The organism is Megasphaera sp. SC8-1, from assembly GCF_024436295.1.
Taxonomy (GTDB): domain Bacteria; phylum Bacillota; class Negativicutes; order Veillonellales; family Megasphaeraceae; genus Megasphaera; species Megasphaera elsdenii.
The window spans coordinates 154,473-170,043 of the sequence record NZ_JANFQH010000011.1 but is presented as its reverse complement, the minus strand read 5'-3'; the positions used below and the strand labels follow the sequence as shown (position 1 = coordinate 170,043).

Here is a 15,571-nt window from a genome sequence, read left to right as displayed (position 1 = left end):
TTTCGGGGAATAGACAAAGGTTACTGATGACCCCCGCAGCCATGTGTACCACAGTGGTGTTCACCATGGTCATGCTGGTGGTCGTGGTGGCTGCAAGCTACGTCAGGATTGAATTTCAGCGTTCCGTTGAGCAATTCTTTGACGGCATCATCAGCACTGCCCGTGACACCGCCATAGAGGTCGATAGAGGCTTCTGCCAGGCCCTGTTTGGCTCCGCCGCCGATACCGCCGGCAATGACAGCATTGACTTCCTGGGCCTGCAGGAATCCGACTAACGCGCCGTGGCCCTGGCCGTTCGTATCGACGACTTCAGCCTTGACGATATTCCCGTCTTCGACATCATAAATCTTGAACTGCGACGAATGACCGAAGTGCTGGAACACATTCCCATTTTCATACGTAACTGCTATTCTCATCATAACAATTTCTCCTCCAATCTGCAATAACCTGACGGGTCTCCATAGCCCGTCTTTTTTCCGACATATGTCATTAACTTGGTTATAGTATATGACATATGTCATTTTTTGTCAACGTAAAAAGAGGCTGTCGCATTAAGACAGCCTCTTTTTACGTTGATTGTAGGTCGTTCATCGTTTGTCGTAGGGGCGCCCACGTGGGGCGCCCGTTCACGCCAATCGGTGCACGAGCATCTTGCATATACCTGACGGGCTAAAAAACCATCGCATCAAACATCAAACGTCAATCATTCCCGCTTCCCGGCGAGATGACGACGGTCGGTGTATTATTGCCTTTTACGGAATACATGTTATAGACGTAGTCCGGCGTCAGTTCGCCTCTGAGATGGAACAGGGAATAGGCATCGACAGCGTTCATGTAAACGACGTCGCTCTTGACGTAGCCCGGAGCGATGCCATAGGGACTGGTCAGGATGCCCTGCTGGGAGTTCCATTGCAAGTCCAGTTTCAAGGCCGTCGCAACGGCGACAGAAGGCAGATAAATCTGTCCATTTTTGCCCAGCGCCCGTTTCGCCAGTTTATTTCCGTTTACGACCAAGTCGTAGGCTTTGGCAACGTAGGTTACATTGCCGTCGGAAGCGTTTATTTTATCGGAAATATCTTGGAATTCCGCAAAATCTTCTACCCCGTACCCGGCCAAAGCCTTCTTAACCTGAGCTACACTCAGAGACTGCCAGCCGTAGCCATCGGGATAGACATAATACGACACAGTATGGTCCGGATCGACATCGATGACTAACCGGTCATAGTAGACCGTGACCGGCGTCCCGACGGACACATACTGATACAGGTCTTCTACATCGGCTTCGTTCATGCGTACACAGCCATTGGATACGTAGCCGCCAATCGATTCAGGGTGATTCGTCCCATGGATCCCGTAGTTGCCAGAAAAGCCGATCCAGCGGTAACCGATGGGGTTACTCGGGCCGGGCCCGATCTGGACGCTCGTATCATCCGGATCGACCCAGGTCGGATTGACTTCCTTGTACTGGACGGCATAGTAACCGGTCGGCGTCGGCGTCGACGTCTTACCGACACCAACGTGATACATCTTGACCTTCGTATCGCCTTCATAGAGCGTCAAGATACGGCTGGCCAGGTTGATGCCAATTTTCTTTTCTGATGCATTTTCCTGTGCCTCCACCGGTTGAGCCGGCGTTTCCTTTTTCGCTGCGGCTGCCGGTTGAACGGGTTTCGTTTCCTCTGGCGGCGCTGCTGTCGGCTTGATTTCCACTTTGACCGAAAAAGGAGCCGGCCCAGTCTTCAATTCTGGCGTATCTGCCCAAGCAGCCCCGGCCGTCAAGGCCAGGACACAGGTCAGCGCCATCATTCGTTTTAGCAAAAAAATCTCCCCACTTTCATGGCGCTCATGCGCCTTTATTTTTAATTTACATTTGTTTAATCTTCGTTTACATCATCTTTCTGAGCACTGCCATTCAAGATCAAATTGAGGACGACAGCCGTAATACTGCCCAGGGTAATGCCGCTGTGCAAGACGATATTAGCCCACGATGGGAAGCTGTGGAAAAAGTTCGGCGCCGTCAAGGTGATCATGCTGACGCCGATACTGACGGCGACAATCATCAAATTATACGTCCCGTCGAATTTGACTTTACTCAAAGCCCGGATACCGCTGGCAATGACCATGCCGAACATGGCGACACCCGCACCGCCTAAAACAGAATTTGGGATAGAGGCGACGACGGCTGCCATCTTCGGGAACAAGCCTAGGGCGATGAGGATGATACCCGATGCAGCGACGACGAAGCGGCTCTTGACGCGGGTAACAGCGATAAGGCCGACATTCTGCGCAAAGGCGGTATAGGGGAAACTGTTGAGAATCCCACCGATAAAGGTCGATAACCCATCAGCCCGGAGGCAGCGTGCCAAGCGGCTGCGGCCAATCGGACGGCCGACAATGGAACCGATGGCGATACAGTCCCCTGTCGTTTCTACCATAGTAACGATCATGACGACAATCATCGACAAGATCGATCCGATGTCAAAAGTCGGAAAGCCGAAGGAAAAAGGCGTGACCAACCCAATCCAAGCCGCATTGCCGACTTCTGAGAAATTCGTCTGCCCTAAAATCATGGCAATAATCGTCCCACCGATGAGTCCAAGCAGAACAGAAACATTGCTCAAGAACCCTTTGCCGCAACGGTAAATAGCGATGATGATGACCAAGGTGATGAAGGCCAGGAACAAGTTCATCGGTGATGCAAAATCTTGAGCCTTGGGATTGCCTCCGCCCATCCAATTGACGGCTACTGGCAAGAGGGTGATACCAATGATGGTGATGATCGTCCCTGTGACAACAGGCGGGAAAAAGCGGATGAACCGGCTGAAGAAAGGCGCAATGAAGAACGTAAACAGCCCGGCAACGAGAATCGCTCCGTAAATAGCCGTAATCCCGTGCTCTGCCCCGATGAGGATCATCGGCGTAACGGAAGCGAAAGTAACACCTTGAATCATCGGGATCCGGGCACCGATTTTCCAGAACCCTAAAGTCTGTATCAGCGTGGCAATGCCGCAGGAAAATAAGTCGGCATTGATTAGATGGACCAGTTCAGCCGGCGACAAGTGCAAGGCCTGGGCAATGATGATCGGTACGGCTACAGCCCCGGCGTACATAGCCAGGACGTGCTGCAGACCGTAGGCAAAGAGCCGGCCAGCCGGCAGCATTTCGTCAACGGGATGAATCCGTTTAGTCAGGTTTTCATTCATTTCGTAAAAGTCACCTCATGTTCAAAAAAAGCCTGCATCATGGCAAGCGATTTTTCTTTAACAATATACATACCTGTAAAAATAGCAATATCATTTTTATTATACCATTGCCTCAAAGAAAATAAAATATGTAGTTAAATTTTACTCAATCTTTACATATTCTTTTCAAAACACTGATATGGCTCTCATATACTGATTTAAGTACATAGAGGAGGAAATAAAATGTTCAGTATCAGCAACAAACATGAAGAATTTTTCGATTATCTCATGACCAATGCCGAAAATTTCCATCGCGGCGCCATCATCGCCCACGAAGTCATGGAGGACGTTTCGACCATTTCACTGCATCTCAAAGAAATCGTCAAGCTGGAACATACATCAGCCAAGACCAACCAGGAGGTCATCTTCAAATTGTCCCGGGTCTTCATCACGCCCATCGACCGGGAAGATTTCTATAAGCTGACGTGCCAGCTCGAAGACTGCATCGACTCCCTGCAGGGTGCCCTCATGCGCACCAGCATGTATCACGTCACGGAAGCCCCGAAGGCAGCCGTAGCCATGACGGCACAAATCGTCGCTATGGGAGAAGAACTGAAGAACATTTTCTCCCTTTTAAAGGACATCGACCATAACGAAGCCCGGCTCATGCGCCATGCCGAACGACTGAACCGGATGGAATCAGAAGTAGACCATATTTACCGTCAGGAAATTTCCCGGCTGTTCAGCGGAGATGAGGCGGACCTGCTCAATGTCATCCGCTGGAAAGACATCCTGGGGACCTTGGAAGAAGCGGCGGATCACGTCGAAACCCTGGGAAATACCATCAAAGAGGTGACCATGAAATATGCTTGATACGTCACTCATCGTCATGGTCGTCATCCTGGCCCTGGTCTTCGACTTCATCAATGGCTTCCACGACACGGCCAATGCCATCGCCACCTGCGTATCGACGCGGGCCATCCGCCCTGGTGTCGCCATCGTCGGCACGGCTATCCTCAATTTCCTCGGCGCCATGATTTCGACAGGCGTCGCCAAAACGATTGGCGGCGACATCGTCATCTCGCCGACCTTAGTCAATGAAATGATCATCATCGCCGGCCTCGTCGGGGCTATCATCTGGAACCTCCTGACCTGGTGGGTCGGCATGCCTTCCAGTTCATCGCATGCTCTGATTGGCGGCATGATTGGTGCCATCATCGTATCTGCCGGGGTGGCCGCCCTCAACGGCTGGGGAATCTTGAAAATCGTTTTATCCCTCATCATCTCACCCGTCTCGGCCATCATTACGGGCTTCATCATCATGAAGATCATCTTTGCCGTCTGTCATTCCTTCAAGCCGGCCAAAGTCAACCTGGCTGCCAACAGGCTGCAAGTCGTATCGGCAGCCCTCATGGCCTTTTCCCACGGCTCCAATGACGCCCAGAAATCCATGGGTATCATCACCCTGGCATTGGTATCGGGCGGTTTCATTAACAGCCTGGAAGTACCGGACCTGGTCAAATTCCTCTGTGCCCTGTCCATGGCCTTGGGGACCAGCGTCGGCGGCTGGAAAATCATCCGTACCGTCGGAGGCAAAATATTCAAGATGCACCCCGTCCATGGCTTCGCAGCCGACCTCAACTCGGCTGTCGTCATCTTCTCGGCTACGCTGCTGCACCTGCCCGTCTCGACGACACACGTCGTTTCCGGCTCCATCATGGGTGTCGGCTCGGCGCAGCGCGTCAAAGCCGTCCATTGGAGCGTCGCCCGGCAAATGGTCACGGCCTGGGTCATGACCATTCCCTGCACGGCCGTCATGGGCGCCTTGTCGTATGTCATATTGACACAAGTGTTCTTTTAACTAAGGAATCAGGCGGGACGCCCTTTGGGCGTCCCCTACGAAAAAAACGTGTCCCTTGGGACACGTTTTTTTATTTCACTAACTGCTGACTGCTAACCCCTTACTTCACAATCTCGATCTGGTCTTTGAGTTCGTTTTCAAATTTGATGCGGTGAGCTTTGGTGTACAGGCCGGGCATACCGCCGGTGTGCAGGAGGATGACCTGGCGGCCCAGTTTGATTTTCTTTTCTTTGATCATCGACAGGACGCCGGCAAACATCTTGCCCGTGTAGCACGGGTCGAGGAGGATGCCTTCGTGGCGGGCCATGGTGTAAATGGCTTCGCGGACCCGCGGTTCCGGTTCATTGTAGCCCTTGCCGATATAGCCCGTTTCGACGTGGAAGTCGCCGTCAAAATCAAAGCCGTATTCTTCTTTAGCCTGCTGGAAGTACGCCTTCAGTTTTTCCATATCGAAGGGCATGACGGCAATCCCTACCAGCTTCAAGTTCGACTGAATGGCTTTCAGGCCGCAGTATAAGCCGAGATACGTGCCCATGCTGCCGACGGCGACATAGACCGTCGCTCCGTCGATCTGCTGTTCCTTGGCCTGGGCATCGAGTTCGCGGGCACAGTCCATATAGCCCAGCATGCCCGTCGTATCGCTGCCGCCCATGGGAATGAAGTAAACTTGTTCCCCCTTCTTCAATTCGGCAGCCATGACTTTCTTGACCGTTTCTTCGAGCTGGACGTCCTGGTCGCGGCCATCATCATGCTTGAGGACGACGCGGGCGCCGAAGATGCCGTCGAGGAGCAGATTGCCGCTCAATTCGCCGTCCGTATCGCCGACGGCGACGATGATGCATTTCAAGCCGAATTTAGCGGCAACGGCAGCGGTCAGGCGGCCATGATTGGTCTGCGGTCCGCCGACGGTGACAATGGTCGTCGCCTGAGAATTGAGGGCTTCAATCATCAAATACTCTAATTTACGCAGTTTATTGCCACCGCCGCCGAAAGGCGTCAGGTCATCGCGCTTGATGTAGATTTCACGGAATAATTCCTGCGACAAGCCGGACAGGTACTGAAGCGGCGTCGGATTGGGGTCTAAAATAGAAAGTTTCGGTTTCATCGGGATAATCCTCCTTTAGTTTTCTCCATCCTATCACATTTTACGGGAGAAGAAAAGTAAACGAAGTTTACCAGGCGGCGACGCCGCCATCGGCCCGGGGTTCGGTCCCGCCGATGAGCGTCCCCTGTTCATCACGCCAGATGATCTGCCCCCGGCCGTAGGTCTGGATGTCATCCTTGACGACGACGTCGTGACCGCGGCGAAGCAATTCTTCAACGACAGCGGTTGGGAAGGCCCGTTCCATTTCAATCGTCTTGCCGCCGACCCACTGCCAGCGCGGCGCATCCAGGGCGGCCTGGGGATTGAGGTGATAGTCGATCGTATTCAAGAGGACCTGGAACTGCCCCTGGGGCTGCATGAAAGCTCCCATGACGCCAAAGGGCCCTACAGGGCTGCCGTCTTTCGTCAGGAAGCCGGGAATGATGGTATGGTACGATTTCTTTCGCGGCCCGACGCAGTTATCACTGGCCAGATCCATGGAGAAGTTGTGTCCCCGGTCGCTGAGGGAAATGCCATACCCCGGCACGACGATACCCGACCCGAAACCATTGTAGTTGCTCTGGATGAAAGAAACCATATTGCCTTCGCCATCGGCGCTGCACAAGTAAACGGTACCGCCACAGTTTACATCGATGGGCTCCGGCAACAAGGCCTCATCGGCAATGAGGGCCCGCCGCCGGTCGGCATATTCAGGGGACAGCCACTCATCGACAGACGTCTTCATGAAGCACGGGTCGGCGATATACTGCTTGCCATCGCAAAAAGCCAGCTTCATGGCTTCAATCTGCCGGTGGAGCGCTTCAGCCTCATCGCGTTTACTAAAGGTAAACCCGCTGGCAATATCCAGGGCCATGAGGACGACCAGGCCATGGCCGTTGGGCGGCATTTCCCAGACATCATAGCCGCGGTAACTCGTATGAATCGGGTCGACCCACTGCGGCCGGTAGACGGCTAGATCATCTTTGCGGATCAAGCCGCCCGTCTCCCTCGACCAGGCATCAATGGCATCAGCCAATTCTCCGTCATACAGGGCCTGGCAGTGACTGTCCCGCAAAAGTTCCAGGGACTTCGCTAAGTCGGGCAGCTTGAGGATATCGCCGGCTTTGGGCGCCCTGCCGTGCGGGAAAAAGGTATCGAACAATTCCTGGAAAAGCTTCTTCCCCTTATAGGGCACAAAAGCCTTCGCGCTATCAGCCAGCATGGCCGCCAGGTTCGGCATGACGGCATAGCCGTCGCGGGCATAGGCAATGGCCGGTTCAAAGAGGTCTTCAAAGGGAAGGCGGCCAAAACGGCGATGGACTTCAGCCCACGTCGCCGGTGCGCCAGGGACCATGACCGGTTCCCAGCCCCGGAGGGGCACCTGGTCATATCCTCGTTTCAACAATTCGTCCCGCGTCAGTCCGGCTGGCGACCAGCCGCTGCCGTTGATGCCATGCAGCTTGCCCTGCGTCCATATCAGGGCAAAGGCATCGCTGCCCAGGCCATTGCTGGTCGGTTCCAGGACAGTCAGACAAATGGCCGTGGCCACGGCGGCGTCGATAGCATTGCCGCCCTTTTTCAGCATATCCAGTCCGGCCTGGGAAGCTAAGGTCTGAGATGTACAGACCATGCCCCTGCGGCCATAGACGACTTCCCGATGAGATCCATAAGGATACACAGATGCATCAAAATTCATTTCATCCTCCCCTTTTCTAAAAATGACAAGGAAACCTTTATAGAAAGAGTTCGACGAAAATCAGAGAAATCCTTGTTTACACCTTCACGAACGACTTTTTTACCGCTATAATAGTAATAATCAGTCATTTCAAGGACTAATTTACAAGTAAGGAGTAGAGCAAGTTGAAACGGTGTATGTTAATCGTCAACCCTACAGCAGGGCGTGAACGGGCGAAATATCACAAGGATAATTTAAGGCGACAGCTGGAAACGATGTTCGATGAAGTCGAATTGCGGGAAACGCAGAAAGCCGGCGATGCGACGGAATGGGCCAAAGAAGCCGCCCTGACTGGCTTTGACTCGGTATTTTCCATGGGCGGTGACGGGACGCTGAATGAAACAATCAACGGCCTGGCTCAGGCCCAGGACCACAGCACGATCCATTTCGGCTTCATCCCCTTGGGTACGATCAACGACCTGGCCCGGGCCTTGAACATCCCCCTTCATCCAGAAGCAGCCATCGCCATGCTACAGCATTGCAAGACCGTCAAAGTCGACATTGCCAAGGCCAATGACCGCTACTTCGTAAACACCATTGCTGCCGGTATCATGCCCGATGCCGTCGGCCACGTATCGATTGAACAGAAGACACGTCTCGGTCCGCTGGCTTATTTCCTGACCGGCATCAAGGCCATGCAGGCCCACCAGACATCGTTATTCAAGATTACGACGGCCCAAGGATCGACGGTCCACCGCTCGCCCCTCATCGTCGCCATGCTGACCAGTTCCGTCGGCAGTTTCCGCAATCTGGCCCCGCAGGCCCGCGTCGACGATGGAAAGATATGGCTGGGCATCTTCAAGGATTTCAACTACCTGGACCTCATCAAGGTCATCCCGGAATTTTTAGCCGGCCAGCCCCTGACGTCTGAATTGATGACCTTAAAGACCATGGACCAGGTCCGCATCGAGCTGTTGGATAACAGCCATCTTTCCACCAATATGGATGGTGACGAAGGACCGGACTTCCCCTTGGAAATCAAAGTACTGCCCTCATTCCTATCCGTTTACGTACCTGCGTAAACATAAAAAGAAGGTGACGTTTACATGTTCCTTAAAGGAAATTTTCTCTATACGCCGTCGCGGACGGAATTGACGATCCGCGAAAATCAATATGCCCATATCGAAAACGGCATCGTAACGGGCTTCACGACTTCCCTGCCCGAATCGGCGGGGGCGGAAAAAGTCATTGACTACGGCCAGGACATCATCATCCCGGCCTTTATCGACTTGCACATCCATGCCCCGCAGTATATCAACCGCGGCCTCGGCTTCGATGAAGAACTCCTGCCCTGGCTGGAGCACTACACCTTCCCGGCTGAAGGGAAATTTGCCGACCCTGTCTTTGCCCACCGCGTTTACACAGCGTTCCTGGAACGGCTCAAAGCCGAAGGGACCTTGTGTTTCTCTGCCTTTGCGACCATCCATAAAGAGGCGACATGGCAGCTCATGGAACTGGCAGAAACCATGGGCTTCAAGGCCTATATCGGCAAAGTAAACATGGACCGCAATGCACCGGATTATCTTTTAGAAGATACAGACCAGTCCCTGGCCGACACGGAAGAATTGACCGTCCGCTGCCAGGAGGAACTGCACCGCGTCCGCTTCATCGCCACGCCGCGCTTCGTCCCGTCGACAACGGAAAAACTGATGACCGGCCTTGGGCGTCTCTGTGAAACCTACGACTTGCCCGTCCAGTCCCATCTGTCGGAAAATCGGAATGAAGTCGCCTGGGTCAAAGAACTCCATCCGGACCTGCCGTCGTATACTGACGTTTACGACGCTTTCGGCCTCTTGCGGCAAGATAAGACGATTATGGCCCATGCCATCTATCTGTCTGACGAAGAAAAAAGTTTACTTGGCAATAAAGGCGTTTACTTGGCCCATTGCGCTCAGTCCAATGCTAACCTGACCAGCGGCATCATGCCTTTGCGGCGCAACCTGGAACAAGGCTTGACCTGCACCATTGCCAGCGACGTCGCCGCCGGCCATACACCAGCCATGAACAAACAGATTGCCCTGACCATCGAAATATCGAAGCTCCATGCCCTGCAGCACGATACAGAAAAAGCCCTCACCATCGGTGAAGGCCTGTACTTGGCCACCAAAGGACCGGGGCGCTTTTACGGCCGGACAGGCAGCTTTGAAACGGGCTATGCCTTTGACGCCTTGGTCATCCACATGGACGACATGGAAGGCCTGGAACGGACGCCCTTCGAAAAACTCCAGCAATTCATCTACGACGGCGACGACCGCAACATCATCGCCCGCTATGTAGATGGGGAGTTAGTGGTTCGTGGTTAGTAGTTAGTGGCTCGTGATTAGTGGTTCGTGGCTCATGGTCAGCAGTCAGCTGACAGCTGTTCGTAGGGGCCGTCCCAAAGGGCGGCCCGTTGGGCCTTTGTATGATTCGCCTAGCACCCTGACAGGGAAATCGTACATATTCCGGTGCGGGCGCTCCACGTGGCGCCCCTACAAAAAAAAGGGACGTCACACGAAGGTTTATACCATAATGCGAGGGCCCTTTTTCTTAAATGTTTGAGGTTTGATGTATGACGTTTGAGGCGATGGCTTTTAAATTTTGTCCCCTCCACATCAAACTTTCAACTTCAAACTTCAAATTCAAAAAGGGCTTGTCGTCATGCGACAAGCCCTTTTTTATTATTCAGCCGTATACGGCAAGAGTGCGATAGCACGTGCGCGTTTGATGGCAACAGTCAGTTTACGCTGATGTTTAGCGCAAACGCCGGAAATGCGGCGCGGCAAGATTTTACCGCGTTCTGTTGTGAAACGGCGAAGTTTTGCAACGTCTTTGTAATCGATCTGTTCAGCATGATCTACGCAGAAGCTGCATACTTTTCTTCTCGGTTTTCTCGAGCGATCTCTTCTCATGTATAGTTTCCTCCTTCAAGAATTAGAAGGGGTGTGTCTGACCTTTTAGAATGGGATTTCTTCGTCTGTGCTGGAACCCATGCTGTCAAAGCCGGTTCCCGGTGCAGCCGGTTTCGGCTGCGGCGCACTAGCACGCGGTGCCGGAGCAGCCTGCTGGTGTTCTGATCCCATTGTCTGGGCAACGAAGTCGCATACAACTTCCGTGCGGTAGCGTTTCTGGCCATCCTGCGTTTCATAAGAACGAACGGAGATACGGCCCTGGACGAATACACGGCTGCCTTTGGACAAGTTATTGCCACAGTTTTCCGCCAAATTACCCCAAGCAACACAAGGAATAAAATCAGTTAACTCCCGCGGTTCTGAACTGCCGGCCGGAATATACGACCGCGTGCAGGCGACGGTAAACATAGCGACTGCCCGTCCGGTCTTCGTAAAACGGATTTCCGGGTCACGAGCCAAATTCCCTAATAATTGGACTGAATTCATACCTTTGCGCCTCCGGTTATTCGTCGATCTTGACGATCAAGTGTTTCAGAATAGTATCGTGGATCTTGATGACACGGTCGATTTCTTTGATGACGTCAGGTTCGCCTTCAAAGTTGATCAAAACGTAGTAGCCATCAGCCTGTTTTTTAACAGGGTATGCGAGATGACGTTTACCCCAGCGATCTACTTTTTCGATAGTGCAGCCGTTCTTGGTGAGAAGGTTGGATACCAATTCAACGATCGGATCTACTTCAGCTTCTTCGAGCGGTTTTGCAATAAACATGACTTCGTACTTGTTCACGAAATCACCTCCTCTTTTGGACATATGACCCTTCCCGCAGAAGGGTTAGGAGCTTGACACAGTTCAAGCTTATTAAGTATATCATAAGTTGTGAAGAAAAGCAAGAAAAAAGTGATGCTGCTTCCGCAGCATCACTTTTGTGGTTCGTTTGGCGTTTGGCGTTTGCCGAAAAATTCACGCATTCAACGGCAAACGATGAACGACCCACGGCAAACGGCTTTTACTTAAAATATTCCACGCCCGATTTGAAGATCGGCTGGAGTTTGTTGCCAGCAATGTTCTGGAAGACGTCTTCAGCGCTGAAGCGTTCTGTGTGTGCCATCTTGCCGAGGACGCGGCCATCGGGACTGGTAATGCCTTCGACAGCCAGGACGGACTGGTTCGGGTTGTATTCGCTATCATAGGTAGCTTTGCCAGAGAAGTCGACGTACTGTGTCGCAATCTGGCCTTTGGCAGCCAATTCACGGATCTGTTCCGGCGTAGCCACGAAACGACCTTCGCCGTGGGAGATAGCCACGGTATGGACGTCACCGGCCTTGCAGCCGCTGAACCACGGGCTCATGACGGAGACGACTTTCGTTTCGACCATGCGCGACAGATGGCGGCCAATGGTGTTGTACGTCAAAGTCGGGCTGTCAGCCTTCAAAGGCTGTACATGGCCATACGGCAGGAGGCCCAGTTTAATCAGAGCCTGGAAGCCGTTGCAGATGCCGAGAGCCAGGCCATCGCGCTGATAGAGCAGCGTTTCCAGAGCTTCCGACAGGACGGGGTTGCGGAACAAGGTGGCAATGAACTTGCCCGAGCCTTCCGGTTCGTCACCGGCACTGAAGCCGCCGGGGAACATGATGATCTGTGCCTTGGCAATGCGTTTGGCCATTTCATCGATGGATTCTGCCAGATCCTGCGGCGTGTTGTTGCGCAGTACCATGACATCCGTCGTAGCGCCGGCCCGTTCAAAGGCAGCAGCCGAATCGTATTCGCAGTTCGTACCCGGGCAGACGGGGATGAAGACCCGCGGAGTACCGAAAGCTTCGCTGCGGCGCGGACCATACGTCGTGAACAACGGCAGTTCGGCATCGCCTGTGCCGCTTTCGCTCTTGATGGGGAAGACGTGGCTGAGCGGTTTTTCCCAAGCGTTCTGGAGGTCTTTCAGGGAAATCGTCACGCCATCGACGGTCACATCGGCAGCAGCCGTCGTCTTGCCGACGAGGGAGACGTGATCCCGTCCAGCCCATGCAGCAGCCGTAGCGGCGTCGGTTTCGACGAGGATCGAACCATAGCGGAGATTGAACAGTTCCTGTGCAGCAAAGGCCTTGTCGACAGCGAAGCCGATGCCATTGCCGAAGGCCATCTGAGCCACAGCCGCTGCGATACCGCCCTGACCGACAGCATGCATCGCTTTGACTTTGCCATCGAGGACAGCCTGATGGAGGAAATCGCAATGGGCTTTGAAGGTATCGAAGTCCGGCATTTCTTCGCCGTCACGAGGCAGGTCGAAGAGGAGAACTGCGTCATCAGCAGCTTTAAATTCCGGCGAGATGATATTTCCCGTATGTTCCGGTGCAATGGCGAAAGAAACGAGCGTCGGCGGAACGGTGAGGTTTTCAAAGGTACCGCTCATGCTGTCTTTCCCGCCGATAGCAGCGACTTCCATGACCTGCTGGGCCGTGAAAGCACCGAGGAGGGCGCTGACCGGCTGGCCCCAGGCTTTTTCATTCGTTCCCAGGCTCTGGAAAAATTCCTGCATGGTCAGGTAGACTTTCTTGCGGTCGCCGCCGAGGGCAACGAGTTTGGCAATGGACTGGATGACGGCATAGAGGGCACCGTGGAAGGGGCTCCAAATAGCCAGGTCCGGATCATAGCCGTGCGTAAAGATACTGGCTGTCGTCGTGTTGCCGTGTTCCACGGGAATCTTGGCAACCATGCCTTCGACAGGTGTCTTCTGGTACTTGCCGCCAAAGGGCATGAGGACCGTGCGGGCACCGATGGTGCTGTCGAAGCGTTCAGCCAGGCCCTGTTCCGAGGCGATATTCAAGGTCCCCATCGTATCGAGCCAGGTCTTGGCGACGTCTTTGACTTCCGGCGCTTTGAAGAAATCTTTATCTTCCGGAGCGACGACGACGGCTTTGCGATGCTGGGTGACGCCGTTGGTATCGAGGAAAGCGCGGGTAATATTGACGACGTTCTGGTCGCGCCAATGCATGACCAGGCGTTTCGTATCGGTAGCGACGGCGACGATCGTCGCTTCCAGGTTTTCTTCAGCTGCGTATTTCATAAATTCATCGACGTGTTCCGGAGCGACGACGACGGCCATACGTTCCTGCGATTCGGAAATAGCCAGTTCCGTACCGTCCAGGCCTTCGTACTTCTTCGGGACTTTGTCGAGATTGATGTCCAGGCCGTCCGTCAATTCACCGATAGCGACGGAGACACCGCCGGCACCGAAGTCGTTGCAGCGTTTGATGAGGACCGTAACTTCATGGCGGCGGAAGAGGCGCTGGATCTTGCGTTCCGTCAGGGCATTGCCCTTCTGGACTTCGGCGCCGCAGGTTTCCAGGGATTCGACGGTGTGCTTCTTGGACGAACCCGTAGCACCGCCGCAGCCGTCGCGGCCGGTCTTGCCGCCGAGGAGGATGATGATATCGCCAGGAAGCGGTTCTTCACGGACGACATTATTGCGCGGTGCAGCGCCGAGGACAGCGCCGATTTCCATACGTTTGGCGATGAAGCCGGGGTTGTAATATTCCTTGACTTCGCCCGTAGCCAGGCCGATCTGGTTGCCATAGGAGCTGTAGCCCTTGGCAGCGCCTGTCGTCAGTTTGCGCTGAGGCAGTTTGCCGACGAGCGTATCTTTGACCGACTGGCGCGGGTCGCCGGCACCGGTGACGCGCATAGCCTGATAGACATAGGAACGGCCGCTCAAGGGATCGCGGATACAGCCGCCCAGGCAGGTAGCCGCACCACCGAACGGTTCGATTTCCGTCGGGTGGTTATGGGTTTCATTTTTGAAGAGGAGGAGCCATTCTTCTTCGACGCCATCGACATCGACAGGGATGATGATGGTGCAGGCGTTGATTTCTTCCGATTCGTCGAGATTGTCGAGCTTGCCGGCCGCTTTCAGTTCTTTGACGGCAATGGTCGCCATATCCATGAGGGTCTGCGGTTTCTTGCGGTTCAATTTTTCCCGGGTCGTCTTATACGATTCATAAGCGCGCTGGATAGGCGCCGTGAAGGTGCCATCTTCAAAGGAAACATCAGTGAGTTCGGTCATGAACGTCGTGTGACGGCAGTGGTCCGACCAGTACGTATCGATGACGCGGATTTCTGTAACCGTCGGATTTCGTTTTTCTTCATCCCGGAAGTAGGCCTGGACGAATTTCAAATCGTCGAAGCTCATAGCCAGGCCCATGTGCGCCGACAATTCTTTCAGAGCAGCGTCGTCCATGGCGTCAAAACCGTCGATGACGGGAACGTCAGCCGGTTTTTCCCAAGGCATTTCCAGAGTCGAAACGGGATCCAGCGAAGCTTCGCGGGCTTCGACGGGGTTGATGCAATAATGTTTGATTGCAGCGACGTCATCAGCGGATAAGTTGCCCGACAGGACGAGGACCTGTGCCGTGCGGACGAGGCTGTCGTTCTTCATGGTCAGCATCTGCAGGCACTGCATAGCCGAATCGGCGCGCTGATCATACTGGCCAGGCAGATATTCAACGGCCAGGACCGTATCGTCCTTGCCAGCCGGTAATTCATCGTATACGGCATCGACAGGCGGTTCAGAGAAAATCATATTTTTAGCCGCTTCAAAAGCCGCATCATCGAGACCGGATACGTCATAGCGATGGAAAATGTGAATATCGGTCAACCCTTTAATCAACAGGTTTTCCTGTAAATCAGTGAGCAATCGTTTTGCTTCATCAGCAAAAACACCTTTCTTGGCAACATACAAACGTCGGATAGACTGCATGTCATGACCTCCCTCAAAGATAGATAACTTATCATTAGACAACCTTAGTATACCTGTTTTAAAACCA

General features: G+C 53.6%; 13 protein-coding genes. 4 read left to right on the top strand and 9 right to left on the bottom strand.

Annotated features, from left to right (window positions below):
- Positions 1-20: 20 nt before the first annotated feature.
- The 3 genes from NOS26_RS04390 to NOS26_RS04380 all read right to left on the bottom strand — a co-directional run bounded on the left by NOS26_RS04390 (position 21) and on the right by NOS26_RS04380 (position 3,203).
- The gene (locus NOS26_RS04390; protein ID WP_014015547.1) at positions 21-419 is read right to left on the bottom strand and encodes a NifB/NifX family molybdenum-iron cluster-binding protein; all 399 of its coding nucleotides are present in this window, start codon (positions 417-419) and stop codon (positions 21-23) included.
- 280 nt (positions 420-699) lie between these two features.
- The gene (locus NOS26_RS04385; RefSeq protein ID WP_255917337.1) at positions 700-1,818 is read right to left on the bottom strand and encodes a L,D-transpeptidase family protein; all 1,119 of its coding nucleotides are present in this window, start codon (positions 1,816-1,818) and stop codon (positions 700-702) included.
- 56 nt (positions 1,819-1,874) lie between these two features.
- On the bottom strand, positions 1,875-3,203 hold the full coding sequence (locus NOS26_RS04380; protein ID WP_014015545.1) for a nucleobase:cation symporter-2 family protein: 1,329 nt from the start codon (positions 3,201-3,203) through the stop codon (positions 1,875-1,877).
- Positions 3,204-3,425: 222 nt separating this feature from the next.
- Between NOS26_RS04380 and NOS26_RS04375 the strand changes: the two genes are divergently transcribed.
- Both NOS26_RS04375 and NOS26_RS04370 read left to right on the top strand, forming a co-directional pair.
- Positions 3,426-4,055 (top strand): DUF47 domain-containing protein, encoded by a 630-nt coding sequence (locus tag NOS26_RS04375; protein ID WP_014015544.1) that lies wholly within the window; start codon positions 3,426-3,428, stop codon positions 4,053-4,055.
- Complete coding sequence (locus NOS26_RS04370; RefSeq protein WP_014015543.1) at positions 4,048-5,043, top strand: inorganic phosphate transporter; 996 nt, start codon at positions 4,048-4,050, stop codon at positions 5,041-5,043. Before NOS26_RS04375 ends, NOS26_RS04370 begins: the two co-directional genes overlap by 8 nt.
- A gap of 100 nt (positions 5,044-5,143) precedes the next feature.
- On the opposite strand, the gene NOS26_RS04365 is transcribed toward NOS26_RS04370, so the two are convergent.
- Both NOS26_RS04365 and NOS26_RS04360 read right to left on the bottom strand, forming a co-directional pair.
- The gene (locus NOS26_RS04365; protein ID WP_014015542.1) at positions 5,144-6,148 is read right to left on the bottom strand and encodes a 1-aminocyclopropane-1-carboxylate deaminase/D-cysteine desulfhydrase; all 1,005 of its coding nucleotides are present in this window, start codon (positions 6,146-6,148) and stop codon (positions 5,144-5,146) included.
- A 67-nt stretch (positions 6,149-6,215) separates the two neighbouring features.
- Positions 6,216-7,823, bottom strand: a complete 1,608-nt coding sequence (locus NOS26_RS04360) for a gamma-glutamyltransferase family protein (protein ID WP_169013461.1) — start codon at positions 7,821-7,823, stop codon at positions 6,216-6,218.
- 176 nt (positions 7,824-7,999) lie between these two features.
- Here NOS26_RS04360 and NOS26_RS04355 point away from each other — a divergent pair, with 176 nt between their 5' ends.
- Together NOS26_RS04355 and NOS26_RS04350 are read left to right on the top strand one after the other, a co-directional pair.
- A complete protein-coding gene (locus NOS26_RS04355; RefSeq protein ID WP_080596480.1) occupies positions 8,000-8,884 on the top strand; it encodes a diacylglycerol kinase family protein in 885 nt (294 codons plus the stop codon).
- 24 nt (positions 8,885-8,908) lie between these two features.
- Positions 8,909-10,165 carry an amidohydrolase family protein gene (locus NOS26_RS04350; RefSeq protein ID WP_169013460.1) on the top strand — a complete coding sequence of 419 codons (1,257 nt, stop codon included), beginning with the start codon at positions 8,909-8,911 and terminating at the stop codon, positions 10,163-10,165.
- 357 nt (positions 10,166-10,522) lie between these two features.
- Here NOS26_RS04350 and rpsR read toward each other — a convergent pair whose 3' ends face one another.
- From rpsR to NOS26_RS04330, 4 genes are all read right to left on the bottom strand, one after another.
- Positions 10,523-10,753 (bottom strand): 30S ribosomal protein S18, encoded by a 231-nt coding sequence (gene rpsR, locus NOS26_RS04345; RefSeq protein WP_014015538.1) that lies wholly within the window; start codon positions 10,751-10,753, stop codon positions 10,523-10,525.
- Between the two features lie 45 nt (positions 10,754-10,798).
- A complete protein-coding gene (locus NOS26_RS04340; RefSeq protein ID WP_014015537.1) occupies positions 10,799-11,239 on the bottom strand; it encodes a single-stranded DNA-binding protein in 441 nt (146 codons plus the stop codon).
- A 16-nt stretch (positions 11,240-11,255) separates the two neighbouring features.
- Complete coding sequence (rpsF, locus tag NOS26_RS04335) at positions 11,256-11,540, bottom strand: 30S ribosomal protein S6 (protein ID WP_014015536.1); 285 nt, start codon at positions 11,538-11,540, stop codon at positions 11,256-11,258.
- A gap of 220 nt (positions 11,541-11,760) precedes the next feature.
- A complete protein-coding gene (locus NOS26_RS04330) occupies positions 11,761-15,504 on the bottom strand; it encodes a phosphoribosylformylglycinamidine synthase (protein WP_255917336.1) in 3,744 nt (1,247 codons plus the stop codon).
- Positions 15,505-15,571 lie beyond the last annotated feature (67 nt).